Raw genomic sequence first — 24,267 nt, forward strand, 5'->3', positions numbered from 1 at the left:
CTGATCCGTCCAATGCATGGAATCGCCATAATCGTTCCCATGGAGCATCAGCAGAGGTCAGGCGGTCGCCTGTCACAGACCGGTGACACACGAGACAGGGAAGAGACGGCACGGCTGCTCGCCCCGCGCCTCGCCCACTTCGCCGGGGTGGCCCGCACCGAGCACGTCACGCGGGCCGCGCAGGAGATGCAGGTGCCGCAGTCCACCCTCTCCCGCGCCCTGGTCCGCCTCGAGGAGGACCTGGGCGTCGACCTGTTCGCCCGGCACGGCCGCACCGTCTCCCTCACCCCGGCGGGCCGCACCTTCTACGCCTCCGTCGACCGCGCCCTGGACGAGATCGGCCGCGCCGCCGAGGCGGTCCGCGCCGACGCCGACCCCGCCACCGGCAAGGTCGCCTTCGGCTTCCTGCACACCATGGGCGCCGAGACCGTGCCGGGCCTGCTGCACGCCTTCCGCGCCGACCACCCCGGCATCCGCTTCAGCCTCGTCCAGAACCACGGCGAGGCCATGCTGGAGGGGCTGCGCGGCGGCGAGCTGGACCTGTGCCTGACCTCGCCGGTGCCGTCCGCCCCGGACCTGGTGGCGCGCCGCCTCGACGAGCAGAAGCTGCGCCTCGTCGTCCCCGCCGACCACCGCCTCGCCTCCCGCCGCCGGGTCCGCCTGGCGGAGGCGTCCGACGAGACGTTCGTGACGCTGGAACCGGGCTACGGGCTGCGCCGCATCACCGACGACCTGTGCGCCGAGGCAGGCTTCGCCCCGCGCATCGCCTTCGAGGGCGAGGAGGCCGAGACCCTGCGGGGGCTGGTCGCGGCGGGCCTGGGCGTCGCCCTGCTGCCCCCGCCGCCCTTCCCGCGCCCCGGCGTGGTCGAACTGACGGTGACCGCCCCCAGGGCGGCCCGGGAGATCGGCGTGGCCTGGCTCGCGGGCCGCCCGGACACCCCGCCGGTGGCGGCGTTCAAGAAGTTCCTGCTGTCGAAGCGCGGGAGCCTGCTGCCGGGGTAGCGGGCCGGACTCAGTGCCGTAACGTCGTCCCGAACCCCGCCGCCAGCGGCATCCGCAGCCCCAGCGGCGGGGGAGCGGCCAGCGCGTCCTGCACCGGGCGGGAGAAGCCCCGGCCGAACAGCACGCCCATCGAGAAGTCCTCGGTCAGCGCCAGCACTTCGTCCCGGTACTGGTTCAACCCGTGTCCGTCCGCGTGCACTTCGAAGCGGCACACCTCGCGGTTCGCCTTCTTCGCGCGTGCCGCGAGACGGAACGACAGCTCGGGGTCGGTGCGCGCGTCGTTCGTGCCGTGCACGATCAGCACATGGCGGCCCGCGAGCTGCCTCACCGGCTCCGCCGGGGCCGTCCCGTCCTCCTCCGGCAGCCAGGGGGACAGCGCCACCACGGAGTTGACCGCGTCGTGGCCCGCCGCGCGCAGCGCCGCCCTGCCGCCCATGCCGAGGCCCACCAGGCAGACGGGCACGTCCCCGTAGCGCCGTACGGCCTCGTCGGCGGCCCAGGCGGCGTCGTGCGCGAGGTGCGCCTCGTCGCCGTTCCAGCCGCGGTAGCGGTAGTGGACGACATGCGTGGCCAGATGCTGGTCGCGACCCGCGCGGGCCAGGCGGCGGCCCAGGCCGCGTACGGAGACCGCGGCCAGCGGTGACGGTCTGCGGGCGGAGGACTCCTCGCCGTTCGGGAGCAGCAGCGCCACCCCGTTCACCGTGGCCGGCTCCGAGCCGAGCGCCCTCCCCAGCCGGGCCGTGCGTAGCGGCGTCGCTTGCTGTGCCATGGCAGAACATTCTCAGAAGACGCGGTGGACGCGACCCGTCCGTGCGGTCACCTTTCCGTATCGGCGCTTCCGGGCGCCGGGTGATCTACGCGCGTAGGAGTTATGGTGCGGAAATGACGAGCCAGACCATCGCGAACGCCCCCACCTCGGACCAGATCCGCCGGGCGCCCAAGGTTCTGCTGCACGACCACCTCGACGGCGGACTGCGCCCCGGCACCGTCGTCGACCTGGCCCGCGGGACGGGCTACACCGACCTGCCCCACACCGACCCCGACAAACTCGCCCTCTGGTTCCACCAGGCCGCCGACTCCGGCTCCCTGGAACGCTATCTGGAGACCTTCACGCACACCGTCGGCGTCATGCAGACGCGTGACGCGCTCGTCCGGGTCGCCGCCGAGTGCGCCGAGGACCTCGCCGAGGACGGCGTCGTCTACGCCGAGGTGCGCTACGCGCCCGAGCAGCACCTCGAAGGCGGGCTGACGCTCGAGGAGGTCGTCGAGGCCGTCAACGAGGGGTTCCGCCAGGGCGAGCGGCGGGCCAGGGAGAACGGCCACCGCATCCGCGTCGGCGCCCTGCTCACCGCGATGCGGCACGCCGCCCGCGCCCTGGAGATCGCCGAACTCGCCAACGCCTATCGCGACCAGGGCGTCGTCGGCTTCGACATCGCGGGCGCCGAGGCCGGCCACCCGCCCACCCGGCACCTCGACGCCTTCGAGTACCTGAAGCGGGAGAACAACCACTTCACCATCCACGCCGGCGAGGCGTTCGGGCTGCCGTCCATCTGGCAGGCGCTCCAGTGGTGCGGCGCCGACCGGCTCGGGCACGGCGTGCGGATCATCGACGACATCCAGGTACGCGACGACGGCACGGTCGAGCTCGGCCGGCTCGCCGCCTACGTCCGCGACAAGCGCGTCCCGTTGGAGCTGTGCCCCAGCTCCAACCTCCAGACCGGCGCCGCCTCCTCGTACGCCGACCACCCGATCGGGCTGCTGCGGCGGCTGCACTTCCGCGCCACGGTGAACACGGACAACCGGCTGATGTCCCACACCAGCATGAGCCGCGAGTTCGAGCACCTGGTCGAGGCTTTCGGATACACGCTCGACGACATGCAGTGGTTCACCGTCAATGCGATGAAGTCCGCATTCATTCCTTTCGATGAACGACTGGCCATGATCAATGACGTGATCAAGCCCGGATACGCAGAACTGAAATCCGAATGGCTGTTCCGTCAGACCGCTTCCACCAGCGCTTCTTCCCTCACGGAGGGCTGAAAGGGGCATCACTGGGAAAGGTGAACGCGCAACGCTTTCACCATCCGTCCGCATTTCGATGTTTGCGGCGGACCGGGGCGCCTGATTACGGTCGCAGCACCGCTCACATCCCCGTATCCCATTTCGAGGACGCCTTTCATGAAGCAGTCTGCTGCCAAGACCCTCGGTGTCGCCGCTCTCGGCGCCGCCTTCGCCGCCGCCGGTGCGGGCGCCGCCCAGGCGGCCCCGGCCCTCCCGGCCGCCCCGGGGCTGGACACCGTCACCCAGGCGCTGCCGACGGACCAGGCGGCCGCGCTGCCCGGCGCGGCCGAGGCGCTGACGACGGGCCAGGACGTGGCCGGCAAGGGGCTCGGCACCGCCGCGCCGGTCGCCGGCGAGCTCGGCTCCAAGGTGCCGGGCGCCGGCCTCCTCGGCGGGCTGCCGGTGAACCAGCTGCCGACCAAGGGCGTGAACGTCAACGGCCTTCCGCTCGGCGGCTGACCCTCCGGCCGGAGACAGGCCGATGGGGCGCACCCGGAAACGGGTCGCGCCCCATCGGTGTGCTCGGAGGTCCACGGTCCCGCGCGAGGCCTCAGGGAGATGATGCCGCGCAGGAACCGGGAGGCCGGCGTCGTACGGCGCCTCGGGGGTGAGGGCGCCGCGCGGGCCGCCCTACCAGGCCGTGCGGGCCTTGTCCTCCGAGGGCAGCAGGACCCACAGGGCCAGGTACAGCAGGAACTGCGGGCCCGGCAGCAGGCACGAGACCAGGAACACGACACGCATCGTCTTCGCGGAGGTGCCGAACCGCCGGGCCAGCCCGGCGCAGACACCGCCGATCATGCGGCCGTCGGTGGGGCGGGCGAGGCTGCTCATCGCGACTCCTTCGTGAACGGTGCGAGGCATCCCGTGCGGCTGCCCCCGTACCTCCACGTTACGGAGACGAAGGGGGCAAAGCGTCGCTCCACGGGGCGATCCCGACCCTGGGAATCGTCGGGGTCCGCCCCTGAAGGGCCTCCTCCCTCCGGACGGCCCCGTCCGCCGCCGGGAGGAGCGTCCGCCGGCGCAGCCAGGCGCGCCCGGCGGGCACCACGGCGGCGTGGGCCAGCGCGGCGCCCGCCGTGTTCAGCAGCAGCGAGTCGACGTCCACCACCTGGCCCGGCACCCCGGTCTGCAGCAGCTCCACGGCCAGCGACACCAGGGCGGTCGCGGCCGTGGTGCGGACCAGCGAACCCAGCCGGGACACCGACGGCCGGCCCCCGGCCATCGGCAGCAGCACGCCCAGCGGCGCGAGCAGCGCCATCGACTCCAGGGTGCGGCGCAGCCCCGTCGCCCAGCCCAGCGCGAAGTCGGCGCGGATCCCGTCCAGCGGCCGCAGATTGGCGGGCATCACCCACGGGACGTCCAGGGGGCGCAGCGTGTACCAGGCGACGAACGCCAGATGTGCGGCCAGGAGAACGCCTCCGGTCACACGGATACGGGATGCGGCGGTGCCGCCGATGAAGCCTTGACGCTGCACGATCCCCAAGACGCGGCGTGCGCCTCGGCCGGTTCCGGGATGTCACCCGTTCAACCGCTGAGGCGTGCACCACACTGCGGCGCCGCCCCGGCGGGCGCCCGCCGGGTCAGCTTCCGGTGGCCTCGGTGGACGGCGGCTTCCCGGCCCCCGGACGGGCCCGTACGTCGTCGGTGCAGCGGTAGCGGCGCGGTGCCGCGTCGTCGGGGCCGCCGAGGATCACCGAGCCGTTGCCCTCGGCCGCCGCCGAGTCGGAGAAGGTGCACACGATCTGGGCGAGCGCCGTCGCGGACAGCTCGGCGGGCGGGGTGCTCAGCCGCAGGGTGTCCTCCGGGTCGCCGGCCCGCGGCCCGGTCACGGTCGTGCCCTGCCGCACCCGTGTGGTGTAGCCGGCCTCCCGCTCGGGATCCGTCGGCTCCCGCGTCAGCTCGTCCATCAGGCCCTGCGCGACCAGCACCCGGCGCGCGTCCGTGGCCCCGTCGGCCACCCGCACCGCCCGGTCCACGGCCACCAGGGACGGCCCGCACACCAGGAACACCTGCACCGGCAGCCCGCGCTCGCCCTGGCCCGCGCCCTCGGGCTCGCCCAGCGAACAGCGCACCCGGGAGGGCGCGGGACCGAAGTCGGTCGGCACCTCGGTCGCCCGGATCCCGCACCCCGACAGCAGCGCGCCCAGCGCCACGACCCCCGCGAGGGCCGGCAGCGCGGCCCGGCGTCGTCCGTGTCGTCCGTTCATCAGGCGTCCCCCTCGGCGCCCTCGTCCCCGGCGTCGCCGGCCTTCTCCCCCTGCTCCGCCGCGGACACGTCCCGCGGCAGCCGCAGGGTGAACACGGCACCGCCCTCGTCCGAGTTGGCCGCCGTGATCTCACCGCCGTGGATGTGCGCGTTCTCCAGCGCGATGGACAGGCCGAGACCGCTGCCCTCGGAGCGCGGACGGGAGGCGCTGGCCTTGTAGAAGCGGTCGAAGACGTGCGGCAGGACCTCCTCCGGGATGCCCGGACCGTGGTCCCGCACCTGGATGACGACCGAGCCGCCCGACGCGTCCCCGTCGTCGCCCGGCTCCTCCCGCACCGCGACCCGCACCGGCGAGCCGCCGTGCTTGAGGGCGTTGCCGATGAGGTTGGCGAGGATGACGTCCAGGCGGCGCGGGTCGATCCGGGCGTGGATGCCGCGCGCGGCGTCCAGCTCCACCGCGTCCAGCCAGGCGCGCGCGTCGATGCAGGCGGTGATCTGGTCGGCGACGTCGACGTCGTCGAGCACCAGACGGGCGGTGCCCGCGTCGAAGCGGGTGACCTCCATCAGGTTCTCCACCAGGTCGTTCAGCCGCCGGGTCTCGCTCACCACCAACCGCACCGCGGGCTGGATCATCGGGTCGATGCCGCCGCCCTCGAACTCCAGCTCCTCCTCGAGGACTTCCGTCACGGCGGTGATGGCGGTCAGCGGGGTGCGCAGCTCGTGGCTCATGTCCGCGACGAACCGGCGGGACGCCTCGTCCCGCGCCGCCATGTCCGCGACGCGCTTCTCCAGCGCCTCGGCCGCCTTGTTGAACGTGCGTGACAGATCGGCCAGTTCGTCGGTGCCCGACACCCTCAGCCGGGTGTCCAGCTTCCCCTCCCCGAGCCGCCGCGCCGCGGTCCCCAGCCGCTGCACCGGCTTCAGCACGGTCGTCGCGGCGGCGTGCGCGAGGAGGGCGGAACCTATCAGCGCCAGCCCGGTGGCAATCCCCAGCGACCAGGCCAGCGAGCTGAGGTCCTTCGCCTCCGGCTCCAGCGACTTCAGCATGTAGCCGGTGGTGCCGCCGCCGATCAGCTCGGTCCCCGCCACCAGGTACGGGGTGTCGTCCTCGACGATCCGCTGCCAGTACAGATGGTGCGGGTACTTGTTGTTCGACGTGACCTTCTGCCGCTCGGTCACCGCCTCGCGCAGCGACTCCGGCACGTCCCCCAGCGAGAACCCGTTCAGCCCGCCCGAACTGCCGTACACCGTCTGGCCCTCGGGGTTCTCGGCGACGAGCAGCACGGTGAAGCGCTGACTGCTGTTGGCCATCTGGCCCGCCGTGCGCTGCAGTTCGTCCTGCGTGGGGTGCTCGGGCAGCGCGCCCGCGCGGTTCTGCATCTCCTGCTCGAAGGCGCGCAGCACCGCGTCCTGCGTACGCGTCAGCACCGACTCGCGGTTCAGCCAGTACGCGATCCCGGACGCGGACACGGCGGCCGTCAGCGCGACCAGGCCGAACACGACGACCAGCCGCAGGCGCAGGCTCGTGAAGCGCAGCCGCGACCAGACTCCCTTGCGTGCCGCGGACCAGCCGCGGCCTCCCCCTTGGTGCTCCTGTGTCACTGAGGCGGATCCAGCCGGTAGCCGACACCGCGGACGGTACGGATCAGCGTCGGGGACGACGGCACGTCCTCGACCTTGGCGCGCAGCCGCTGGACGCAGGCGTCCACCAGCCGCGAGTCGCCCAGGTAGTCGTGCTCCCACACCAGCCGCAGCAGCTGCTGCCGGGACAGCGCCTGTCCGGGCCGCCGGCTCAGCTCGAGGAGCAGCCGCAGCTCCGTCGGCGTGAGCTGGAGGTCCTCGCCGTTCTTCGTCACCGTCATCGCCGAACGGTCGATGACCAGACTGCCGAAGGTCGCCGAGTCGTTGGACTCGCGTTCCCCGCGCCGCAGCACCGCACGGATCCGGGCGTCCAGCACCCGGCCCTGCACGGGCTTGACCACGTAGTCGTCGGCGCCGGACTCCAGGCCGACCACGACGTCGATGTCGTCGCTGCGCGCGGTGAGCAGGATGATCGGCAGCTGGTCCGTGCGCCGGATGCGACGGCACACCTCGAAGCCGTCGATGCCGGGCAGCATCACGTCCAGCACGATCAAGTCCGGCCGCTGCTCGCGCAGGAGCTTCAGACCGTCCTCACCACTGGCAGCGGTCGCCACGCGATGACCCTGGCGCGTCAGTGAGAGCTCCAGGGCCGTGCGGATGGCGTCGTCGTCCTCGATCAGCAACAGGGAAGGCACGCGCTCATTCTGGCCCATGGAGGGCTTCCTGTTCGACCCGTGCGCGACGGGTGCCCCTTGGGCCCGGATACGTGCCGCTTTCGCCCCCGCCGAGCTGTGGAGGAAGTGTGCGGTCACGGTGACCGACCCCTGTGACACGTCTGTGACAGTCGGCGGACACGGCCATGAAGGTGGCGCGGCAAGCTTTTCGGCACAGCACAACCGCAGGCGGAAACACCGGAAGTCCACGACGGGGGGCGCGAGATGAACACGCTGCACGGCACCACCACCAGCGCAGTTGTCACGCGTCTGCACGACGTGCACCGGGGTTCCGAGAAGTCCGGCGCCGCGGGCATGCGGGGGTGCGCTCGCGGCGCCGGGCGTCAGCACACCGCGATCATGACGGTGGTTGACGCGTCCACGGGGGACACCGACGGGGGAAGCGCGTACAGGGAGGAACCGGGGGAGCGCCGCTCGGTGAGCGAGGCGGAGTTCACCGCCTACGTCCAGGAGCGCCGCGCCTCCCTGTACGCCACCGCCTACCACCTGACCGGCGACCGCTTCGAGGCCGAGGACCTGCTGCAGAGCGCGCTGTTCTCGACCTACCGGGCGTGGGACCGGATCAGCGACAAGGCGGCGGTCGGCGGATACCTCCGCCGCACCATGACCAACCTGCACATCAGCGCGTGGCGCCGCCGCAAGCTGAACGAGTACCCGACCGAGGAGCTGCCGGAGACGGCCGGCGACACGGACGCGATGCGCGGCACCGAGCTGCGCGCGGTCCTGTGGCAGGCACTGGCCCGGCTGCCCGAACTCCAGCGCACCATGCTGGTCCTGCGCTACTACGAGGGCCGCACGGACCCGGAGATCGCGGACATCCTCAACATCAGTGTCGGCACGGTGAAGTCCAGCATCTGGCGGTCGCTCCGCCGGCTGCGCGAGGACGAGGTCCTCAGCTTCGGCCGTGACGAGGAGAACGCCTTCGGGGAGCTCGTGGCCTGAAGGTCCGGGGGCAGGGGGAGCCCCGGGGGGGCTTCCAGGCCGGGGGGCCCGGGAGTGAGGGACGGGGGAGCCGTCAGGACGTCGGGGGGGGCGTCCGCGCGGTGGAACGGGGGATCGGGGGATCCGGGGGAACGCAAGAAGGGGGAACGGGGGAACACGGGGGGCACCACGGGGGTGCGGAAACAGCGGGACTGCGAGGGGCCGGGGGGCCCGTCACGCGGTCCCGCTTTTTCGTTGCGTCACGGCGCGCCCGTGGGCGCGGGCCGGCCGGCGACCGCCGCCGTGGCCAGCCGGCTGAGCGCCTCGTCGCGGTCACACGCGTGCGCGCCCAGCGCCGTCTGACGGGCGATGATCGACCGCTCCATACGCATCAGCCGCCAGCCGCGCCGCAGCAGGAACGGCACCGACTTGCGGCCCTCCTTCAGGTCCCGGAGGAACCGGCGCCGGAAGGTCCGCACCGGACCGCGGCTCAGGCACAGCGCGTCGGCCAGCAGACCCCGTTCGCGGCAGCGCTCCACGATCTCCGCCGCGAAGATGCCCTCGGCGATGAACAGCGGCGTCCCGCCGATGTCCACGGCCGCCTCACCGGTGCGGGCGCTCAACGAGATGTCGTACACCGGGACCTGCGTCGCGCGCGTCCTGCACAGCCGATCGATCGCGGCGACCGCGGCATCCGCGTCCCACGAGGCGGGGTCGTCCCAGTCGATGTCGGAGGTGCCCGCCACCAGCGGCAGCGTCGGGTCGTCGCCCTCCTTGTAGAAGTCGTCCAGGCGCAGCACCGGAAGGCCGGAGCGGGCCGAGACGAGGGACTTGCCGGAGCCGGAAGGGCCGCAGAGCAGCACGACTCGCGCGGATATGGGCGACTGGGAACTCACGGGACACCAGTGTGAGGCATCGCGCGGGTGGCGTACGACCCGGCGGCCCGACTTTGAAGCGCGCGTCACATGTCAACTACGCTGCGCGTCTGACCGTTGACCCTGCGAAGTCAAGAGGTGGCACAGCGATGGCCCGACACAAGGCACCCAGGACGCCCGTCGTCCGGCGCTCCATGGCCGTACTCGCGACGGCGGGAGCGGCACTCGGCGTCGCGGCGGCGGCAGCGTCCGCCGCGGAGGCGAACGTGCTGCCCGACAGCCCCGGGCAGGTCGTGGGGACGGTCGCGGACCTCAAGCCCAACCCGCTCGCCGGCACGGGCGTGGACCCGTTGGACAACGGCGTCGGCACGCAGGTCGCCGACTTCCGTGGGCTGGACTCCCGCGAGGTGACCGGCCCGGTCGCCCAGGCGGAGTCGGTCGGCTCCATCCCCGGGGTGGGCACGGTGACGGACGCCCTGCGCGGCTGACGCGCGCGTACGGCACGACGGAGCGCCGTGCCCGCTCCCGGACGGGGGAGGGGCACGGCGCTCCCGCCGTGGGGTCTGCGTGCGGCTCAGTAGGAGGAGCCGGACGCGCCCAGCGAACCCGTGGGGTGCCAGACCGTCTTGGTCTCCAGGAAGGCCGTCATGCGGTCCGTGCCGGGCGCGTCCGCCCAATCGTCCACAGGCTGTGGACGGAGCACGCGCTTCAGGTTGTCCGCCGCCGCGATCTCCAGCTCCTTCGCCAGCGCCTCGTCGGCGCCCGCGAGGTCGATCGCGTTGACGTCCTGGTGCGCGGCGAGCGGCGCGGCGATCTCCGCCGTGCGGCCGGAGAGGATGTTCACCACACCGCCCGGCAGGTCGGACGTGGCCAGCACCTCGCCGAGGGAGAGGGCGGGGAGAGGGGCCCTCTCGGACGCGATCACCACGGCCGTGTTGCCCGTCGCGATCACCGGAGCGACAACCGAGACCAGGCCCAGGAACGACGACTCCTGCGGGGCCAGGACGGTCACCACACCGGTCGGCTCCGGGGACGACAGGTTGAAGAACGGGCCCGCGACCGGGTTGCCGCCGCCCACCACCTGGGCGATCTTGTCGGTCCAGCCCGCGTACCAGACCCAGCGGTCGACCGCCGCGTCCACCTGGGCCGCCGCCTTCGACCTCGACAGGCCCTCGGCCTCGCCGACCTCCCGGACGTACTGGTCCCGGCGGCCCTCCAGCATCTCCGCGATCCGGTACAGGATTTGCCCGCGGTTGTACGCCGTCGCGCCGGACCAGGCGCCGAACGCCTTGCGGGCCGCGACCACCGCGTCACGGGCGTCCTTGCGGGACGACTGCGGTGCGTTGGCCAGCCACTTGCCCTTGGCGTCAGTCACCTCGTACACCCGGCCGCTCTCGGAACGCGGGAACTTCCCGCCGACGTACAGCTTGTAGGTCTTGAAGACGGAGAGGCGCTCGTTCTTCTCGGTCTTCTCGTTCTTGTCAGACATCGAGGTACGCCTCCAGGCCGTGGCGGCCGCCCTCGCGGCCGAAGCCCGACTCCTTGTAACCGCCGAACGGCGAGGTCGGGTCGAACTTGTTGAACGTGTTGGACCAGATCACGCCCGCGCGCAGCTTGTTCGCCACCGCCAGGATCCGCGACCCCTTCTCGGTCCAGATGCCCGCCGACAGGCCGTACGGCGTGTTGTTGGCCTTGGCGACCGCCTCGTCCGGCGTGCGGAACGTCAGGACGGACAGGACCGGGCCGAAGATCTCGTCGCGGGCGATCGTGTGCGCCTGGGTGACGTTCGTGAACAGCGTCGGGGCGAACCAGTAGCCGTTCTCCGGCAGGTCGCAGGCCGGGGACCAGCGCTCGGCGCCCTCCGCCTCGCCCTGTTCGGCCAGCGCGGTGATCCGCGCCAGCTGCTCGGCCGAGTTGATCGCGCCGATGTCGGTGTTCTTGTCCAGCGGGTCGCCGAGGCGCAGCGTGGACAGCCGGCGCTTCAGGGAGTCGAGCAGCTCGTCGTGGATCGACTCCTGCACCAGCAGGCGCGAGCCCGCGCAGCAGACCTGGCCCTGGTTGAAGAAGATGCCGTTGACGATGCCCTCGACGGCCTGGTCGATCGGCGCGTCGTCGAAGACGATGTTGGCGCCCTTGCCGCCCAGTTCGAGGGTGAGCTTCTTGCGGGTGCCCGCGACCGTGCGCGCGATCTCCTTGCCGACGGCGGTCGATCCGGTGAAGGCGACCTTGTTCACGTCGGGGTGGGCGACCAGCGCGGCTCCGGCGCGGCCGTCGCCGGTGATGATGTTGACGACGCCCTTCGGCAGGCCCGCCTGGCGGCAGATGTCCGCGAAGAACAGGGCGGACAGGGGCGTGGTCTCGGCGGGCTTCAGGACGACCGTGTTGCCGGTCGCGAGCGCCGGGGCGATCTTCCACGCCAGCATCAGGAGCGGGAAGTTCCAGGGGATGACCTGGCCGGCGACGCCGAGCGGCTTCGGGTTCGCGCCGTAGCCGGCGTGCTCCAGCTTGTCGGCCCAGCCCGCGTAGTAGAAGAAGTGCGCGGCGACCAGGGGGAGGTCCGCGTCGCGGGTCTCCTTGATCGGCTTGCCGTTGTCCAGGGTCTCCAGGACGGCCAGCTCGCGGCTGCGCTCCTGGATGATCCGGGCGATGCGGAAGAGGTACTTCGCGCGCTCCGAGCCGGGCAGCGCGGACCACTTCTCGAAGGCCTTGCGGGCCGCCCGCACCGCGCGGTCCACGTCCTCCTCGGACGCCTCGGCGACCTCGGACAGGACCTCCTCGGAGGAGGGGGAGACGGTCTTGAAGACCTTGCCGCCGGCCGCCTCGGTGAACTCGCCGTCGATGAAGAGGCCGTAGGACGGGGCGATGTCGACGACCGAGCGGGACTCGGGCGCCGGGGCGTAGTCGAAAACAGGTGCCATGGTGATCAGTCCACCGTCACGTAGTCGGGGCCGGAGTAGCGGCCGGTGGCCAGCTTCTGACGCTGCAGCAGCAGGTCGTTCAGCAGCGAGGAGGCGCCGAAGCGGAACCAGTGGTTGTCCAGCCAGTCCTCGCCCGCGGTCTCGTTGACCAGGACCAGGAACTTGATCGCGTCCTTGCTGGTGCGGATGCCGCCGGCCGGCTTCACGCCGACCTGGATCCCGGTCTGCGCGCGGAAGTCGCGCACCGCCTCCAGCATCAGGAGGGTGTTCGCCGGGGTCGCGTTCACCGCGACCTTGCCCGTCGAGGTCTTGATGAAGTCCGCCCCGGCCAGCATGCCGAGCCAGCTCGCCCGGCGGATGTTGTCGTACGTCGACAGCTCGCCCGTCTCGAAGATGACCTTCAGGCGGGCGTCCGTCCCGCAGGCCTCCTTCACGGCGGTGATCTCGTCGTACACCTTCATGTAGTTCCCCGCGAGGAACGCGCCGCGGTCGATGACCATGTCGATCTCGTCGGCGCCGGCGGCGACGGCCTCACGGACGTCCGCCAGCTTCACGGAGAGCGGGGCGCGGCCCGCCGGGAAGGCGGTGGCGACGGAGGCGACCTTGACGGTCGAACCGGCGACGGCCTCCTTCGCCGTGGCCACCATGTCGGGGTAGACGCAGACCGCGGCCGTGGCGGGCGCCGAGCGGTCGGTCGGGTCGGGGCGGACCGCCTTCGCGCCGAGCGCCCGGACCTTGCCCGGGGTGTCCGCGCCTTCCAGCGTCGTCAGGTCGACCATCGAGATGGCGAGGTCGATGGCGTACGCCTTCGCGGTCGTCTTGATCGAGCGGGTACCGAGGGAGGCGGCACGCGCCTCCAGGCCGACCGCGTCGACGCCGGGCAGCCCGTGGAGGAAACGGCGCAGCGTGCTGTCGGACGCGGTGACGTCGCTCAGAGCGTGGGGTGCAGTGGTGGGCATGGTCACCAGACGAGCATATCTACGCGCGTAGCGGCTGTACAGCCCCGGAACGGAAACGGAGCGGTGGGGTCCGGCCGGGAGGCCGAGGGGAGGGGGCGTGGGAGGGGGCGGGACGAGCGGCCTTCGGGTCCGGGGCGGGGGTCGTGCAGAATCGGGGGCATGACGACCCCCGACCCGTCGCGCGAGCCGGAGCCCACGAAGCCCGCCGGGACCGCGACGACGACCCCGTACAAGGACCGCGTCTACCGCTCGCCCGCAGGCGTCGTCGGAGGCGTGCTGGTGCTCGCCATCGTCGCCTGGCTCGGCATCGACGCGGTCGTCGTCGGCGAGGGCCGCACGCCGTGGCTCGCGCTCGCCGTCATGCTCTTCCTCGGGCCCGTGGTGTTCGCCTACACCCTGCGGCCCGCCGTGTTCGTCAACGACGACCGGCTGCGCATCCGCAACCCGCTGCGGCTGATCGTGCTGCCGTGGGGGCAGGTCGCCTCGCTGCGGTCCGGGTTCTCCAACGAGGTCGTCGACGAGTCCGGCACCAAGTACCAGCTGTGGGCGCTGCCCGTCTCCCTGCGGGCGCGCAGCAAGGCGGCGCGGCAGGACGCGCGGGCCGCTCGGGCGGCCGCGCGGGCGGACGCCCGTGGCGGGCAGGGTGGGTCCGGGTCCGGGCGCGGGCGAGGGGGCGCCGTGGGCGGGGGTGCCGTGGGCGCCGCCGATCTGGGGGCGGGCGCCGCCCTGGCCGCCGGCGGGCCGCGTCGGGCCGAGACGGACCGGGCCATGGACGAACTGCGTGAGCTGCACGAGCGGCGGCAGGGGGAGCCGGGGACGCAGGGGGAGGTCACCGTGCGGTGGGCCTACGAGATCATCGCGCCTGCGGTGGCGGGAGCCGTGCTGCTGGGTGTGTTGTGGGGGCTGGGCTGAGCGGGCGGTTGCGAGCAGGCGGTTGCTGTGAGCTGTGAGCTGTGAGCTGGGAGTTGTGAGCTCTGAGCTGGGAGTTGTGAGCTCTGAGCTCTGAGCTGTGCCGTTAGCTACGGCGGGGGCGGTCCGGGATCGGGCCGCCCCCGCTTGCTCAGATGCCCGCGGCTTCGGACAGGTCCCGCTTGATCGCGGTCAGGAGGGCCGTCGCCCTGGTGCGGGCCTCGGGGAGGTCCGCCTTGGCCGCCACCGGGATCACGACCTCCAAGTAGCACTTCAGCTTGGGCTCGGTGCCGCTCGGGCGGACGACGACCCGCGCGCCGTCCAGGGTGTAGCGGAGGCCGTCGGTGGGCGGAAGCGTGTCCGTGCCCTCGGTGAGGTCCTCGGTCCTGGTGATGCGCAGGCCCGCCAGTCCGGTGGGGGGCTGCTCGCGCAGGCGGCGCATCGCGGCGGCGATCAGCCCCAGGTCCTTCACGCGGACGCTCAGCTGGTCCGTGGCGTGCAGGCCGTGCTCCACGGCGAGGTCGTCGAGGAGGTCGAGGAGGGTGCGGTTCTCGGCTTTGAGCTCGGACGCCAGTTCCGTGAGGAGGAGCGCCGCCGTGATGCCGTCCTTGTCGCGTACGCCGTCCGGGTCCACGCAGTAGCCGAGGGCCTCCTCGTAGCCGTAGCGCAGGCCGTCGACGCGGGCGATCCACTTGAAGCCGGTCAGGGTCTCCTCGTACGGGAGGCCCGCCTTCTCGGCGATGCGGCCGAGGAGGGACGACGAGACGATCGACTCCGCGAACGTGCCGGTCGCGCCGCGGCGGACCAGGTGGGCGGCGAGGAGCGCGCCGACCTCGTCGCCGCGGAGCATGCGCCAGTCGTCGCCGTCCTTCACGGCGGCGGCGCAGCGGTCGGCGTCCGGGTCGTTGGCGACGACCAGGTCCGGGTCCGTCTCGCGGGCCTTCGCGAAGGCGAGGTCCATCGCGCCGGGCTCCTCCGGGTTGGGGAACGCGACGGTCGGGAAGTCCGGGTCGGGGTCGGCCTGCTCGGCGACGAGGTCGGGGGCGGGGAAGCCCGCGCGGGCGAAGGCGGCGAGGAGGACGTCCTTGCCGACGCCGTGCATGGCCGTGTAGACGGTGCGGGCCGTGCGGGGGGAGCCCTTGGACAGGACGGCGTCCGTGCGGGCGAGGTAGGCGTCCAGGACGGTGTCGTCGAGGGTGTCCCAGCCGGTGGTGAGGCGGGGGACGGTGGTGAGTGACGCCACGGCGTCGATCTCCGCGGCGATCTCGGCGTCCGCCGGGGGGACGATCTGGGAGCCGTCGCCCAGGTACACCTTGTAGCCGTTGTCGCGGGGCGGGTTGTGGCTGGCGGTGACCTCCACGCCGGCGACCGCGCCGAGGTGCCTGATGGCGAAGGCGAGGACGGGGGTGGGGAGGGGGCGGGGGAGCACCGCGGCGCGGAGGCCGGCGCCGGTCATGACGGCGGCGGTGTCCTCGGCGAAGGTGTGCGACTTGTGGCGGGCGTCGTAGCCGATGACGACGAGGCCGTTGTCGTGGCCCTGCTTCTTGAGGTACGCGGCGAGGCCGGCTGCGGCGCGGATGACCACGGAGCGGTTCATACGGAGGGGGCCGGCGCCGAGCTCGCCGCGGAGGCCGGCGGTGCCGAACTGGAGGGTGCCGGCGAAGCGGGCGGTGAGTTCGGCGTGGTTGCCGTCGTCGATGAGGCGGGCGAGTTCCTCGCGGGTGTCCGGGTCGGGGTCCTCGGCGAGCCATGCCTGGGCCTGTGCGATGAGCGCGTCGTGTTCCACGGTTCGGTCGGCCTCTCTCGGTCGGTGTGGTGTCAGGTTCGCATGGGGGAGGGGTGGGCTCCGCCCGGTGGGGGCTTGGGTCTGACGCCTGCGGCGCAGGGTTCTGTTCGGTGGGGGTTGCTGTAGCGCCTACGGGCGGTGGGTGGTGCGGGGCCGCGGTGGGGGCGGTCGTCCTCGGTCTGGCGCGATGAGGGTGCTTACGAGGGGGAGGGCGTGGACGCGCCAGCCGCTGCGGGCGCCCACCCCCACCCCGTCCCCTCCCGCCGTACGCGGCAACACCGACACCGGTGGCGCGCGGCGGCCGCATATGCGCCAGCCGTTGGGCGGGCGGCGGCCGCAACTGTCGCCAACCGCGGGCAATCGTGCCGCTGGGGCGGCACGGGTGGGCGCGGCGGCACCTCGTTGGCGCCGAGGTGCGCCGACTCCCCCCGGCCCGCACCATCGCCGGTGCCATCGGGGTAGGGGTGTGGCAGCACCCCTTGTGCGCGGGTGGTGTCGACGCCCCCGGCCTGCACCCGCGCCGGGTGTTACTGAACCCGCCCCCGCTGGTGCACAGCCCCGCTGTGAAGGAGGGGGTTACAGGCGGCCCAGCACCTGGGTGAGCAGTTCGCCCATGCGTGTCGCCGAGTCGCGTCCCGCCTGGAGGACCTCCTCGTGGTTCAGCGGCTCGCCGGTCATACCGGCGGCGAGGTTGGTGACCAGGGAGATGCCCAGCACCTCCGCGCCCGCCTCACGCGCGGCGATCGCCTCCAGGACCGTGGACATGCCCACCAGGTCCGCCCCGATGACACGCGCCATACGGATCTCCGCCGGCGTCTCGTAGTGCGGGCCGGGGAACTGGGCGTAGACGCCCTCCTCGAGGGAGGGGTCGATCTCCTTGCACAGCGTGCGCAGACGCGGCGAGTAGAGGTCCGTGAGGTCGACGAAGTTCGCGCCGACGATCGGCGACGTCGCCGTCAGGTTGATGTGGTCGCTGATCAGGACCGGCTGCCCGGGGCGCATGCCCTCACGCAGGCCGCCGCAGCCGTTGGTCAGCACGATCGTCTTCGCGCCCGCCGCCACGGCCGTACGGACGCCGTGCGCGACGGCGGCCACCCCGCGGCCCTCGTAGTAGTGGGTGCGGCCCAGGAAGACCAGGGCACGCTTCTGCCCGATGCGGTAGGAGCGGATCTTGCCTCCGTGGCCCTCGACCGCCGGCGGCGGGAAGCCGGGCAGCTCGGTGACCGGGTGCTCGGCCTCGGGGGTGCCGAGCGCGTCCGCTGCCGGGGCCCACCCGGAGCCCATCACGAGGGCGACGTCGTGGGTCTCGGCGCCTGTGAGTTCGCGCAGGCGGGCTGCGGCGGCGTCGGCTGCGGCGTACGGGTCGCCCTGGATGTCGTCCGGAAGAAGAGAAGCGTTCACGTCGACGAGGGTAGCCGCAATTCGCCTACGCGCGTAGATGTGGGAGGTGACGGGATGGCGATCGTTGTCTTGTCGTTTCCGTCAGCAGGGGCGCTTACGGAGCTCCATCACGTAGTCGTGGGGTGCCCCCGCGGACTCCGCCGCGTCGGCGATCTCGCCCAGGTAGCGGGCGGAGGGCAGGCCGCCCTCGTAGGAGTTCAGGACGTACGTCCAGGCGTGTTCCTCGCCGTCCAGGGTGTGCGCCCGGACCCGCGTGCGGCGGTAGATGTCCAGGCCCGTGCCCTCCCAGCGGTCCAGGGACTCCTCGTCCATGGGCGCGATGTCGTAGAGGGCGACGAAGACCTGGGAGAGCGGGTCCTCGACCAGGGTCGCGAGAGCGCCCTCCCAGCCCATGTGCTCGCCCCCGAACGTCAGCCGCCAGCCGTTGAGCCAGCCGGTGGCCCGCAGCGGCGAGTGCGGGGCGCGGCGGGACATCAGCCGGGCGTCGAGGTTGCCGGCGTAAGCGGCGTAGAGCGACATGGGGGAAGGGTACGGCAGGGGGTGCCGCGACGGTCGTGGCTCAGGGGATGCACCCCCGGGCGGGCGCACGGTGAAGTGTGCGGGACAATGGAGTACGTGACTCGGATCGTGATCATCGGTGGCGGACCCGGCGGATACGAAGCGGCGCTGGTCGCCGCGCAGCTCGGCGCGGAGGTGACCGTCGTCGACTGCGACGGCCTGGGCGGTGCGTCGGTGCTGACCGACTGCGTGCCGTCCAAGACCCTGATCGCCACGGCCGAGGTGATGACCACCTTCGACTCCTCCTACGAGGAGCTGGGGATCATCGTCGCGGACGACACCCCGCCGCTGGAGCAGGCCGCCCGGGTGGTCGGTGTGGACCTCGGGAAGGTCAACCGCCGTGTGAAGCGGCTCGCTCTCGCGCAGTCGCACGACATCACCGCCTCCGTGACGCGTGCCGGCGCGCGTGTCATGCGCGGGCGCGGGCGGCTGGACGGGATGCAGGCGCTCGACGGGTCGCGCAAGGTCGTCGTGACCGCCGCCGACGGGAGCGAGGAGACGCTCACCGCGGACGCCGTGCTCATCGCGACCGGCGGGCATCCCCGTGAGCTGCCGGACGCGCAGCCCGACGGGGAGCGGATCCTGAACTGGACCCAGGTGTACGACCTGGACGAGCTCCCCGAGGAGCTCATCGTGGTCGGTTCCGGTGTCACGGGCGCCGAGTTCGCGGGCGCCTACCAGGCCCTCGGGTCGCGGGTCACGCTGGTGTCCTCGCGTGACCGCGTGCTTCCGGGCGAGGACCCGGACGCCGCCGCCGTGCTGGAGGACGTCTTCCGTCGGCGCGGCATGAACGTGATGGCGCGGTCGCGGGCGCAGTCCGCCAAGCGGGTCGGGGACCGGGTCGAGGTGACCCTGGCCGACGGGCGCGTCATCACCGGCACGCACTGTCTGATGGCCGTCGGTGCCATCCCGAACTCCGCGGGCATGGGCCTGGAGGAGGCCGGCGTGCGGCTGCGGGAGTCCGGGCACATCTGGACCGACAAGGTCTCGCGGACCACCGCTCCCGGTGTGTACGCGGCCGGTGACGTCACCGGTGTCTTCGCCCTCGCCTCGGTGGCCGCCATGCAGGGGCGGATCGCCATGTACCACTTCCTCGGCGACGCGGTCGCTCCGCTCAATCTGAAGACGGTGTCGTCGAACGTCTTCACCGACCCGGAGATCGCCACCGTCGGCTACTCGCAGGCCGACGTGGACGGCGGGAAGATCGACGCACGGGTCGTGAAGCTGCCGCTGCTGCGCAACCCGCGCGCCAAGATGCAGGGCATCCGCGACGGCTTCGTCAAGATCTTCTGCCGCCCCGGCACCGGCATCGTCGTCGGCGGTGTCGTCGTGGCGCCGCGCGCCTCGGAACTCATCCACCCCATCTCGATCGCGGTCGACAACAACCTGACCGTCGAACAGATCGCGAACGCCTTCACCGTGTATCCGTCGCTGTCTGGCTCGATCGCCGAGGTGGCGCGGCAGTTGCACACGCGGAAGGCGGGCGGCGAGGCCTGACCCGGCCCTATACCACTTGCTGTGGGGCCGTGCGAACAACTTCTGCTATTCAGCGCAAACTGCTGAAAGCAGACGGTCGTCGGCGTTACTGTCAGTTTCGTGTTCGCTGCAGAACGTCGCCAATTGATCCTCGAAATGGTGCGAGCGAACGGGGCCGTGTCGCTCCGTGAACTCGCCCGCGTCGTCCAGACCTCCGAAGTGACCGTACGGCGGGACGTGCGCGCGCTGGAGGCAGAAGGACTCCTCGACCGCCGGCACGGCGGTGCGGTGCTGCCGGGCGGTTTCACACGCGAGTCCGGCTTCCCGCAGAAGTCGCATCTCGCCACCGCCGAGAAGACCGCCATCGCCGACCTCGCCGCGAACTTCGTGGAGGAGGGTGAGGCCATCGTGGTCGGCGCGGGCACCACCACGCAGGAGCTGGCCCGCCGGCTCGCCCGGGTCCCCGGGCTGACGGTCGTCACCAACTCCCTGCTGGTCGCCCAGGCGCTCGCCCACGCCAACCGGGTCGAGGTCGTGATGACCGGCGGCACGCTGCGCGGCTCCAACTACGCCCTCGTCGGCAGCGGCGCCGAGCAGTCCCTGCAGGGGCTGCGGGTGTCCCGGGCGTTCCTCTCGGGCAGCGGGCTGACCGCGGAGCGCGGGCTGTCCACGTCCAACATGCTGTCGGCGTCCGTCGACCGGGCGCTGGTGCAGGCCGCCGCCGAGGTGGTGGTCCTCGCCGACCACACCAAGCTCGGCACGGACACCATGTTCCAGACGGTGCCCACGGACCTCATCACCCGGCTGGTCACCGACGAGCCGCCCCCGCACGACGACCGCGCGGCGACCGAGCTCCAGGCCCTCGCCGACCAGGGCGTGCAGATCGCCGTCGCGGGGGCGCCGGGGGGAAACGGCAGCGCGGGAGGTGACGGCCCTCCGTCGGGGCGGCAGCGCCGTGACGTTCCGCTGCCCGGCCCGAGGCGCCAGGCCCCCGGCCTGCGCACGGCCGTCGCGCTGGGCGCCGCGTCCGACCAGGGACAGGGTGCCGAGCGGGCCGCCCGGGTGGCGGACATGCGGCGGCGCTGAACGGCGTACACGAAAGCGCCCGGCGCCCCCCGTGGGAGGACGCCGGGCGCTGTGACGTGAGCGTCAGTCCTTGATCTCGCAGATCGCCGCGCCGGACGTGACCGAGCCGCCGACCTCGGCGTTCAGGCCCTTGACGGTGCCGGAGCGGTGGGCGTTGATGGGCTGCTCCATCTTCATCGCCTCCAGGACGACGACCAGGTCGCCCTCCTTGACCTCCTGGCCCTCCTCGACCGCGACCTTGACGATCGTGCCCTGCATCGGGGAGGCGAGGGTGTCGCCGGAGGCCGCGGGGCCCGACTTGCGGGCGGCGCGGCGCTTCGGCTTGGCGCCGGCGGCCAGACCCGTGCGCGCCAGGCTCATGCCGAGCGACGCGGGCAGGGAGACCTCCAGGCGCTTGCCGCCGACCTCCACGACGACCGTCTCGCGGCCGGCCTCCTCCTCGGCGTCCGCGTCCACGGGCGAGGCGAAGGGCTTCAGGTCGTTGACGAACTCGGTCTCGATCCAGCGGGTGTGGACCGTGAAGGGCTCGCCGGAGCCGGTCAGTTCGGGGGCGAACGCCGGGTCCTTGACCACCGCGCGGTGGAACGGGATGGCCGTGGCCATGCCCTCCACCGTGAACTCCTCCAGGGCGCGCGAGGCGCGCTGCAGGGCCTGCTCGCGGGTGGCGCCGGTGACGATCAGCTTCGCCAGCAGGGAGTCCCACGCCGGGCCGATCACACTGCCGGACTCCACGCCCGCGTCCAGCCGGACACCCGGGCCGGACGGCGGGGCGAACGTGGTGACGGTGCCGGGGGCGGGCAGGAAGTTGCGGCCCGGGTCCTCGCCGTTGATGCGGAACTCGAAGGAGTGACCACGCAGCGGCGGGTCGTCGTAGCCGAGCTCCTCGCCGTCGGCGATGCGGAACATCTCGCGCACCAGGTCGATGCCGGAGACCTCCTCGGTCACCGGGTGCTCCACCTGGAGGCGCGTGTTGACCTCGAGGAAGGAGATCGTGCCGTCGTTGCCGACGAGGAACTCCACGGTGCCCGCGCCGACGTAACCGGCCTCCTTGAGGATGGCCTTGGAGGCGCGGTACAGCTCGGCGTTCTGCTCCTCCGACAGGAACGGCGCCGGGGCCTCCTCCACCAGCTTCTGGTGGCGGCGCTGCAGCGAGCAGTCACGGGTGGAGACCACGACCACGTTGCCGTGGCTGTCGGCCAGGCACTGGGTCTCCACGTGGCGCGGCTTGTCCAGGTAGCGCTCGACGAAGCACTCGCCGCGGCCGAAGGCGGCGACCGCCTCGCGCACGGCCGAGTCGTACAGCTCGGGGACCTCTTCCAGGGTCCGGGCGACCTTCAGGCCGCGTCCGCCGCCGCCGAAGGCGGCCTTGATGGCGATCGGCAGGCCGTGCTCCTCGGCGAACGCGACGACCTCGTCCGCGCCGGACACCGGGTCGGGCGTGCCCGCCACCAGCGGGGCGCCGGCGCGCTGGGCGATGTGCCGGGCGGCGACCTTGTCACCGAGGTCGCGGATGGCCTGCGGGGGCGGGCCGATCCAGATCAGGCCCGCGTCCAGTACGGCCTGGGCGAACTCGGCGTTCTCCGAGAGGAAGCCGTAACCGGGGTGGATCGCGTCGGCCCCCGACTCCCGCGCGGCCTTCAGCACCTTGTCCATGTCGAGGTAACTGGTGGCCGGAGTGTCACCGCCCAGGGCGAACGCCTCATCCGCGGCGCGGACATGCAGAGCGTCCCGGTCCGGGTCGGCGTAGACGGCAACGCTCGCGATTCCGGCATCCCGGCAGGCCCGGGCAACGCGGACAGCGATTTCGCCACGGTTGGCGATGAGCACCTTGCGCACGATTGAGGCTCCCTCCTTGAAACAAGCCGAGTTTAGGGACTGCCGACACGGCACTTCGACCCGTCCCCAGTGGTGAGCTTGCCCACACGGAGCGTGATGCGAGGCTCGCCCGACCCGCGAAATCCCTTGTCGCACCTCGGTACGCAGGACTCCTCCCGGAAACCCTAGCCCCGTCGTGTGGTCAAGGTCTCTGTGAGAGCGTGCTGCGGCCCACTTCGATTCTTTGTGGAGTCCCTACGAATGGCCCAATGATTCTTTGCCCGCCGCACGCCCCTTGTACCGAGGTTTACCCGTTAGTAGCCTTCGCGTCGTCCCGAACATACTCGGGGTAACCACAGTCGTGCTCGAAAGTGGGTGGGGGCCGGTGGTCCGCAGACCGGTGGCGTGGATCGTCGCGCTCGTGCTGTTCGCCGAGGCGCTGGGCGTACTGGCGGTGAACTGGTTCCTGGGTGTCGTCGTCGACCGGCAGGACATGTCACTGGCCGGCCTCGACCCGGACGTGATGTCGGTGTCGTCGAAGGCCGGCGGGGTGGTCTTCGGGCTCTACTTCGCCCTGTGCGGCGTGGTGGCCCTGCTGGTCGCGCTGCGCGACCGGGCCCCGGCCGGCTTCGGCAAGGTGCTGCTGATCAGCGCCGCCGTGGTGCACGCGCTGCTCGGCGCCTTCGCGTGGGGTCTGATCGGGTGGACGGCGTTCCTCTTCATGGTCGTCGTCCTCACGCTGATCGTGCTGCTCCTGATGACGTACGACGGGCGGCCGGGAAAGTCCGACGAGCCCGTCGACGCCGGGCCGCCCGTCAGTCCTCCCGCGGCGCCCACAGCTCCGTGATGCCGACGCCCAGCTCGGCCAGCAGGCGCCGTACGAGCGGCAGGCTGATGCCGATCACGTTGCCGTGGTCGCCGTCGATGCCGTCGATGAACGGCGCCGAGCGGCCGTCCAGGGTGAACGCCCCCGCCACGTGCAGTGGCTCGCCCGAGGCCACGTAGGCCGCGATCTCCTCGTCCGACGGCTGGCCGAAACGGACCACCGTGGAGGCGGTGGCGGAGGCGTAGCGGCCGCTGACGGTGTCGTGGACGCAGTGGCCGGTCTGGAGCGTGCCCGCGCGGCCCCGCATCGCCTTCCAGCGCGCGGTGGCCTCCTCGGCGTCCTCCGGCTTGCCGAGGGCCTGGCCGTCCAGGTCCAGCACCGAGTCGCAGCCGATCACCAGCGCGCCCTTCACCTCGGGCTTCGCCGCGACCACGGACGCCTTCGCCTCGGCCAGGGCCAGCGCCAGCTCGGCGGGGGTGGGGGCGGAGACGGCGTCCTCGTCGACGCCGCTGACGATCACCTCGGGCGTCAGTCCGGCCTGGCGGAGCAGCCCGAGCCGGGCCGGGGACTGGGAGGCGAGAACGAGGCGGCGACGCGGCTGATCTGTCATGCGGTCAGCGTATCGGCGTCCTCGGGACGGTTCGTCCGGCGTCGGTACGCCGGGTGGGGGCGCGGCTCACCTCACGCCGATCACCAGCATCGCCAGGACCATGGCCAGTGCCATGAGAACGCCCAGCCGCCGCAGCATCTCCTGCGTGTCACGCAGTTCCTTCGGCGGCTTGTTCTCGGGGTCGGACCACAGCATTCCACCAGCGTGCGGCGCAGCCGGCTCAGGGCGCCTGAGTACGCGTACTCAACTTGGCGACGGACGCCCCGGCACGTGCGGACGGGCCGTACGGGGTGCGTACGGCCCGTCCGGGGAGTGGAGCGGGATCAGCCGCCCGGCCAGTACGTCCGTGACCACGACGCCGGGCCGGGCTGGGGCACGCGGCGCGCGGCGATGCGGGACGGGTCGGACCAGGCGTCGGGGACCGTGGGCGGCGCGCCGGACGGCAGGGCGGCCGCCGCCGCGGCGCGCGCCCTGACCACCGCCAGTGCGGCGGCCAGCTCCTCCGGGGTCGGGTTGCCCCGTACGACCTTGATCGTCACAGCG

The 24,267-nt window shown here is 72.4% G+C and carries 26 protein-coding genes; 9 read left to right on the forward strand and 17 right to left on the reverse strand.

Features of this window, described 5'->3' with window-relative positions; translation table 11 throughout:
* Positions 1-39: 39 nt before the first annotated feature.
* Positions 40-1,002 (forward strand): LysR family transcriptional regulator, encoded by a 963-nt coding sequence (locus ACQZOG_RS18715; RefSeq protein ID WP_037641271.1) that lies wholly within the window; start codon positions 40-42, stop codon positions 1,000-1,002.
* Positions 1,003-1,012: 10 nt separating this feature from the next.
* On the opposite strand, the gene ACQZOG_RS18720 is transcribed toward ACQZOG_RS18715, so the two are convergent.
* Positions 1,013-1,771 (reverse strand): dienelactone hydrolase, encoded by a 759-nt coding sequence (locus ACQZOG_RS18720; RefSeq protein ID WP_033272302.1) that lies wholly within the window; start codon positions 1,769-1,771, stop codon positions 1,013-1,015.
* Between the two features lie 113 nt (positions 1,772-1,884).
* Between ACQZOG_RS18720 and ACQZOG_RS18725 the strand changes: the two genes are divergently transcribed.
* Both ACQZOG_RS18725 and ACQZOG_RS18730 read left to right on the forward strand, forming a co-directional pair.
* The gene (locus ACQZOG_RS18725; protein WP_037641274.1) at positions 1,885-3,042 is read left to right on the forward strand and encodes an adenosine deaminase; all 1,158 of its coding nucleotides are present in this window, start codon (positions 1,885-1,887) and stop codon (positions 3,040-3,042) included.
* A gap of 138 nt (positions 3,043-3,180) precedes the next feature.
* Entirely contained in the window at positions 3,181-3,522 is a 342-nt protein-coding gene (locus tag ACQZOG_RS18730) for a hypothetical protein (protein ID WP_033272300.1), read from the forward strand.
* Positions 3,523-3,693: 171 nt separating this feature from the next.
* Here ACQZOG_RS18730 and ACQZOG_RS18735 read toward each other — a convergent pair whose 3' ends face one another.
* The 5 genes from ACQZOG_RS18735 to afsQ1 form a co-directional block, all read right to left on the reverse strand.
* Complete coding sequence (locus ACQZOG_RS18735) at positions 3,694-3,894, reverse strand: PspC domain-containing protein (protein ID WP_033272299.1); 201 nt, start codon at positions 3,892-3,894, stop codon at positions 3,694-3,696.
* 58 nt (positions 3,895-3,952) lie between these two features.
* Positions 3,953-4,537: a VanZ family protein gene (locus ACQZOG_RS18740; RefSeq protein WP_058916843.1), complete on the reverse strand. Its 585-nt coding sequence runs from the start codon at positions 4,535-4,537 to the stop codon at positions 3,953-3,955.
* Positions 4,538-4,643: 106 nt separating this feature from the next.
* The gene (locus ACQZOG_RS18745; protein WP_033272297.1) at positions 4,644-5,270 is read right to left on the reverse strand and encodes a hypothetical protein; all 627 of its coding nucleotides are present in this window, start codon (positions 5,268-5,270) and stop codon (positions 4,644-4,646) included.
* Complete coding sequence (locus tag ACQZOG_RS18750) at positions 5,270-6,871, reverse strand: ATP-binding protein (protein ID WP_033272296.1); 1,602 nt, start codon at positions 6,869-6,871, stop codon at positions 5,270-5,272. The genes ACQZOG_RS18745 and ACQZOG_RS18750 overlap by 1 nt, the downstream gene beginning before the upstream one ends.
* Positions 6,868-7,545, reverse strand: coding sequence for a two-component system response regulator AfsQ1 (gene afsQ1, locus ACQZOG_RS18755; RefSeq protein WP_158698222.1), 678 nt, complete (start codon positions 7,543-7,545; stop codon positions 6,868-6,870). Before afsQ1 ends, ACQZOG_RS18750 begins: the two co-directional genes overlap by 4 nt.
* Positions 7,546-7,788: 243 nt before the next feature.
* Between afsQ1 and ACQZOG_RS18760 the strand changes: the two genes are divergently transcribed.
* A complete protein-coding gene (locus tag ACQZOG_RS18760) occupies positions 7,789-8,526 on the forward strand; it encodes a SigE family RNA polymerase sigma factor (protein WP_033272294.1) in 738 nt (245 codons plus the stop codon).
* Positions 8,527-8,765: 239 nt separating this feature from the next.
* On the opposite strand, the gene ACQZOG_RS18765 is transcribed toward ACQZOG_RS18760, so the two are convergent.
* The gene (locus ACQZOG_RS18765) at positions 8,766-9,470 is read right to left on the reverse strand and encodes a uridine kinase (RefSeq protein WP_193455621.1); all 705 of its coding nucleotides are present in this window, start codon (positions 9,468-9,470) and stop codon (positions 8,766-8,768) included.
* Between the two features lie 59 nt (positions 9,471-9,529).
* On the opposite strand from ACQZOG_RS18765, the gene ACQZOG_RS18770 reads away from it, so the two are divergent.
* Complete coding sequence (locus ACQZOG_RS18770; protein WP_033272291.1) at positions 9,530-9,868, forward strand: hypothetical protein; 339 nt, start codon at positions 9,530-9,532, stop codon at positions 9,866-9,868.
* 86 nt (positions 9,869-9,954) lie between these two features.
* Here ACQZOG_RS18770 and ACQZOG_RS18775 read toward each other — a convergent pair whose 3' ends face one another.
* Genes ACQZOG_RS18775 through deoC form a run of 3 tightly spaced genes read right to left on the reverse strand, consistent with a single transcriptional unit; the run spans position 9,955 to position 13,257 of the window.
* Positions 9,955-10,869, reverse strand: coding sequence for an aldehyde dehydrogenase family protein (locus ACQZOG_RS18775; protein ID WP_037641281.1), 915 nt, complete (start codon positions 10,867-10,869; stop codon positions 9,955-9,957).
* Complete coding sequence (locus ACQZOG_RS18780; RefSeq protein ID WP_058916848.1) at positions 10,862-12,298, reverse strand: aldehyde dehydrogenase family protein; 1,437 nt, start codon at positions 12,296-12,298, stop codon at positions 10,862-10,864. Before ACQZOG_RS18780 ends, ACQZOG_RS18775 begins: the two co-directional genes overlap by 8 nt.
* 5 nt (positions 12,299-12,303) lie before the next feature.
* Positions 12,304-13,257: a deoxyribose-phosphate aldolase gene (gene deoC, locus ACQZOG_RS18785; protein ID WP_033272286.1), complete on the reverse strand. Its 954-nt coding sequence runs from the start codon at positions 13,255-13,257 to the stop codon at positions 12,304-12,306.
* A gap of 159 nt (positions 13,258-13,416) precedes the next feature.
* Here deoC and ACQZOG_RS18790 point away from each other — a divergent pair, with 159 nt between their 5' ends.
* Positions 13,417-14,169 (forward strand): PH domain-containing protein, encoded by a 753-nt coding sequence (locus ACQZOG_RS18790; RefSeq protein ID WP_058916850.1) that lies wholly within the window; start codon positions 13,417-13,419, stop codon positions 14,167-14,169.
* Positions 14,170-14,317: 148 nt separating this feature from the next.
* On the opposite strand, the gene ACQZOG_RS18795 is transcribed toward ACQZOG_RS18790, so the two are convergent.
* The 3 genes from ACQZOG_RS18795 to ACQZOG_RS18805 form a co-directional block, all read right to left on the reverse strand.
* Positions 14,318-15,952: a phospho-sugar mutase gene (locus tag ACQZOG_RS18795; protein ID WP_359518666.1), complete on the reverse strand. Its 1,635-nt coding sequence runs from the start codon at positions 15,950-15,952 to the stop codon at positions 14,318-14,320.
* A gap of 576 nt (positions 15,953-16,528) precedes the next feature.
* Entirely contained in the window at positions 16,529-17,353 is an 825-nt protein-coding gene (locus ACQZOG_RS18800) for a purine-nucleoside phosphorylase (RefSeq protein WP_058916851.1), read from the reverse strand.
* An 81-nt stretch (positions 17,354-17,434) separates the two neighbouring features.
* A complete protein-coding gene (locus ACQZOG_RS18805) occupies positions 17,435-17,872 on the reverse strand; it encodes a gamma-glutamylcyclotransferase (RefSeq protein ID WP_033272281.1) in 438 nt (145 codons plus the stop codon).
* 87 nt (positions 17,873-17,959) lie between these two features.
* On the opposite strand from ACQZOG_RS18805, the gene ACQZOG_RS18810 reads away from it, so the two are divergent.
* Together ACQZOG_RS18810 and ACQZOG_RS18815 are read left to right on the forward strand one after the other, a co-directional pair.
* The gene (locus ACQZOG_RS18810) at positions 17,960-19,408 is read left to right on the forward strand and encodes an NAD(P)H-quinone dehydrogenase (RefSeq protein WP_033272280.1); all 1,449 of its coding nucleotides are present in this window, start codon (positions 17,960-17,962) and stop codon (positions 19,406-19,408) included.
* Between the two features lie 99 nt (positions 19,409-19,507).
* Positions 19,508-20,473 (forward strand): DeoR/GlpR family DNA-binding transcription regulator, encoded by a 966-nt coding sequence (locus ACQZOG_RS18815; RefSeq protein ID WP_063833240.1) that lies wholly within the window; start codon positions 19,508-19,510, stop codon positions 20,471-20,473.
* Between the two features lie 63 nt (positions 20,474-20,536).
* Here ACQZOG_RS18815 and ACQZOG_RS18820 read toward each other — a convergent pair whose 3' ends face one another.
* On the reverse strand, positions 20,537-22,309 hold the full coding sequence (locus tag ACQZOG_RS18820; protein ID WP_058916852.1) for an acetyl/propionyl/methylcrotonyl-CoA carboxylase subunit alpha: 1,773 nt from the start codon (positions 22,307-22,309) through the stop codon (positions 20,537-20,539).
* A 364-nt stretch (positions 22,310-22,673) separates the two neighbouring features.
* Here ACQZOG_RS18820 and ACQZOG_RS18825 point away from each other — a divergent pair, with 364 nt between their 5' ends.
* Positions 22,674-23,135 (forward strand): hypothetical protein, encoded by a 462-nt coding sequence (locus tag ACQZOG_RS18825; RefSeq protein ID WP_078492991.1) that lies wholly within the window; start codon positions 22,674-22,676, stop codon positions 23,133-23,135.
* On the opposite strand, the gene ACQZOG_RS18830 is transcribed toward ACQZOG_RS18825, so the two are convergent.
* The 3 genes from ACQZOG_RS18830 to ACQZOG_RS18840 form a co-directional block, all read right to left on the reverse strand.
* Positions 23,104-23,724 (reverse strand): Maf family protein, encoded by a 621-nt coding sequence (locus tag ACQZOG_RS18830; RefSeq protein WP_033272276.1) that lies wholly within the window; start codon positions 23,722-23,724, stop codon positions 23,104-23,106. The two genes, ACQZOG_RS18825 and ACQZOG_RS18830, sit on opposite strands and share 32 nt — an antisense overlap.
* 66 nt (positions 23,725-23,790) lie before the next feature.
* A complete protein-coding gene (gene mmpB / locus ACQZOG_RS18835) occupies positions 23,791-23,919 on the reverse strand; it encodes a morphogenic membrane protein MmpB (RefSeq protein ID WP_086703397.1) in 129 nt (42 codons plus the stop codon).
* 128 nt (positions 23,920-24,047) lie between these two features.
* Positions 24,048-24,263, reverse strand: coding sequence for an acyl-CoA carboxylase epsilon subunit (locus ACQZOG_RS18840; RefSeq protein ID WP_033272275.1), 216 nt, complete (start codon positions 24,261-24,263; stop codon positions 24,048-24,050).
* Positions 24,264-24,267 lie beyond the last annotated feature (4 nt).

This window comes from Streptomyces sp. P13-3-3, assembly GCF_050571355.1.
GTDB lineage: Bacteria > Actinomycetota > Actinomycetes > Streptomycetales > Streptomycetaceae > Streptomyces > Streptomyces althioticus.